Raw genomic sequence first — 2,782 nt, forward strand, 5'->3', positions numbered from 1 at the left:
ATATTTAAAAGCATAAAAAAGATCTCTCACTACGTTCGAGATGACACCCATGTTTCGCCAGTATTTATTGAGAACTTACGCCAGACGCACTTAACCTACTGTAATATATAGCATTTAATATTTAAGTAAGGTTTAACATTCTGATATTTTAGCTTATGGTAAGCTCACAAGTGTTGCCATGCGCATAGTAATAAGTCACAAGTCATTAGCAACTATGAGCAAAAGTAAGCCACTAATTTACGACACAGTGCAATTAACCAAACTTAGCATTGAGGTGCAGCAGCAGCTTGCCGCCATTACCCAAATTTTTGCCGACTGTCCGCTCGTGCAACTGTTAATGCTATTTGGCAGCTATGCCCGCGGTGATTTTGTTAATGATTTAAAAACCGGTTATCACTCTGACTTTGATTTGCTTGTAGTTACGCATACCAACAAAGACGCCGCTGACCATAAAGTTTTTAATGAGCTTGAAAATAAAGCACAAAAAATTGCGGGCTCTACCATAATATCGCTGATTCGCCATGACATTGCTGAGCTAAATTACCAAATACGCGCCGGACAGTTTTTTTTCGTCGATATCGTGCGCGATGGCATCGTGCTTTATGACTCACGCCAAGTAATTTTAGCTAAGCCCAAGGCGAATACCCCAAAAGAACATTTTGAATTAATACAACGCTATTTTAAAACTTGGTTTGCTAGCGCCACCTCACTATGGACGGTTGCGCATTATCTACCATTTTCACAAAGACGTTTGGGAGCGTTTTTGCTGCATCAAGCAACCGAGCGCTATTTACATACCATAACTTTGGTCTTTGAAGGTTATAAACACAAAACCCATAATTTAAGTATATTAGCTGGTCACGCCGAAAAACATCATCAGTTATTGCAACCTACCTTAGTGCGCAGCGAAGCGCATGATGAGCATATTTTCAAGTTACTTAAACGAGCTTATGTCGAGGCTCGTTATGTGATGAGTTATGATGTAACTCGCGACGAACTTGAAGATATGCGCGCGCGTGTTTGTGATTTAGCTAAACGCGCTCGTGTTGCCTGCATTGAAAAACTATCGTCGTATTTTGGTGCTGATGCTTTAGATGAACTACCGGATATTAGCGAAAACATAGATTTAAACGACCTACCCACGCCCCCCGAAGATAAAGACGATAAAGAAGCTTTTGAGCTGTGGCAACAAGTAGTTAAGCGCTTTCTTGTTGATCGCATCAATATAAGCAGAGAGCATGCTTTAGCTGAAGGTAAGGCAGATGGATTACACGAAGGTCAAGCACAAGAGCGCGCACGCGCAATTATCGATGTACTTAAACGCCGTAATGTTGCAATTAGTGACGATATCGAGAAACAAATTTTAGCCTGCCGTGATGCTGACTTGCTGGCCAAGTATTGGAAGCGGGCGTTTGTGGTTAATGTAATAAAAGAATTATTAGTAGAATAAAATAAACAGAAAAATAGGAGCATTGTTTTATTTATCTGTAATATGTCAGAATACGTCAGTGTCAATATATCAGTGTTAGACAACAATATTCACCAATATTTGTATAGTTAGTATAAACCTTCAATTTATCTAAGACGCAAATCAAAGGGGGGATATGTATCTGCTATCATATCCATAACATCGCCGAGAATATTTTCATCAACTGTTCTTCCAGTTTTTTGAAGAAACTGGTAATAATCGTAAAAGATATTATAGATTTTCTGCTTCATAATACCTTTTTGATTCAGGAAAATCACTAGCTCCCGTAAAGCGTTAATAGGATTTTCTGACTTCAAGGCATTTTCAAACTCTATTTCAAATGACATATTGTTAACCTTTAGCAGATAGAATCCCAAGCTGATAAATGAGTTGATAAAATAAAAACTTAGTTACTACCAAAAAAATCACCCACCAGTATAGCTAGCACCAGTAATCCCAGATGCCCCAGGCGAAGTCATAGTTGCTCGATAGTAGCGCGCCCCAGTTAGCACTGCTGTTGCATCAAACCACTGTCGCCCGGTTACTTTAGGTAAAATCGCATAATTAGCATCGCTGGCGTCAGCCGAGCGCTCCCAAGCAACCGAAATAGGCTCAGCCTGACTTTGACGTTGGCCCTCAACCGTTTTAGATGCTGCAGTTGCTCCTATACTCGCTGTTGTTGCTCGGACTTGATAGTTTTTAGTTGGCGCTGGTGTACATGTCACCTCTGGCAAGATCAATACGATTATACCCCGCGATATGTCAGGTGTTGTAGTAATGTCATCCTGCACTGGTAGCGTGGCAAACGGCGCCTCAGTATCAAGCCACGATAGATTTGTACCTACAAGTTGTCAATTTACGCCATTGTCGCTACTGACCTCGTAGCTTATCTTTGGCGCGGCCCGATTGCCACTTGCCGAAGATGAGATCGCGCGCGTGTTGTCAGCATAAACCGCGACAACCTCGTATACTGAGACGGCTCCAGCTTTAGCCACTGCGGCGTCCCATTCGAGCAGCACTCCATCTATTCGCGTTGCTAAGGTTGCGCGCAAAGCTTGCGGCGGTTGAATGCTTCCACCTAGGGCTTCAATGTCATCATAGGTAAGTATATCGTAACCAACATAACCAATCACCGAGCCATTGCGAGTTAATTCGTAATGTATTGGTGTTTCTTCTGTTAACGGTGGCAACCAGCTTAAGTGCACCGCGTACTCGTCATCCGTTGATGCAATAAACTCTCGTGGTGCTCCTTTGCCGCAGATACCATCGGCTGTGCACACGCCGCTTTGACAATCACTCGGGTCAAAGCAACTC

Annotated in this window: 4 protein-coding genes; 1 reads left to right on the forward strand and 3 read right to left on the reverse strand. The window is 42.4% G+C overall.

Annotated features, from left to right (window positions below):
* Positions 1 to 214: 214 nt before the first annotated feature.
* Positions 215 to 1,450 carry a HEPN domain-containing protein gene (locus tag JW841_05430; protein ID MBN1960366.1) on the forward strand — a complete coding sequence of 412 codons (1,236 nt, stop codon included), beginning with the start codon at positions 215 to 217 and terminating at the stop codon, positions 1,448 to 1,450.
* Between the two features lie 125 nt (positions 1,451 to 1,575).
* Here the strand turns inward: JW841_05430 and JW841_05435 are convergent, their stop codons facing one another.
* From JW841_05435 to JW841_05445, 3 genes are all read right to left on the reverse strand, one after another.
* A complete protein-coding gene (locus JW841_05435; protein MBN1960367.1) occupies positions 1,576 to 1,815 on the reverse strand; it encodes a hypothetical protein in 240 nt (79 codons plus the stop codon).
* Between the two features lie 78 nt (positions 1,816 to 1,893).
* A complete protein-coding gene (locus JW841_05440) occupies positions 1,894 to 2,259 on the reverse strand; it encodes a hypothetical protein (GenBank protein MBN1960368.1) in 366 nt (121 codons plus the stop codon).
* A gap of 60 nt (positions 2,260 to 2,319) precedes the next feature.
* On the reverse strand, positions 2,320 to 2,782 hold a 463-nt coding region (locus JW841_05445; GenBank protein MBN1960369.1), incomplete at its 5' end, for a hypothetical protein.

This window comes from Deltaproteobacteria bacterium (genome assembly GCA_016931625.1).
GTDB lineage: Bacteria > Myxococcota > XYA12-FULL-58-9 > XYA12-FULL-58-9 > JAFGEK01 > JAFGEK01.

Excerpts from the sequence above, each read along its gene's own strand:
- JW841_05430 (MBN1960366.1), top strand. The coding sequence starts at position 215 with ATGAGCAAAAGTAAGCCACTAATTTACGACACAGTGCAATTAACCAAA.
- JW841_05435 (MBN1960367.1), bottom strand. The coding sequence starts at position 1,815 with ATGTCATTTGAAATAGAGTTTGAAAATGCCTTGAAGTCAGAAAATCCT.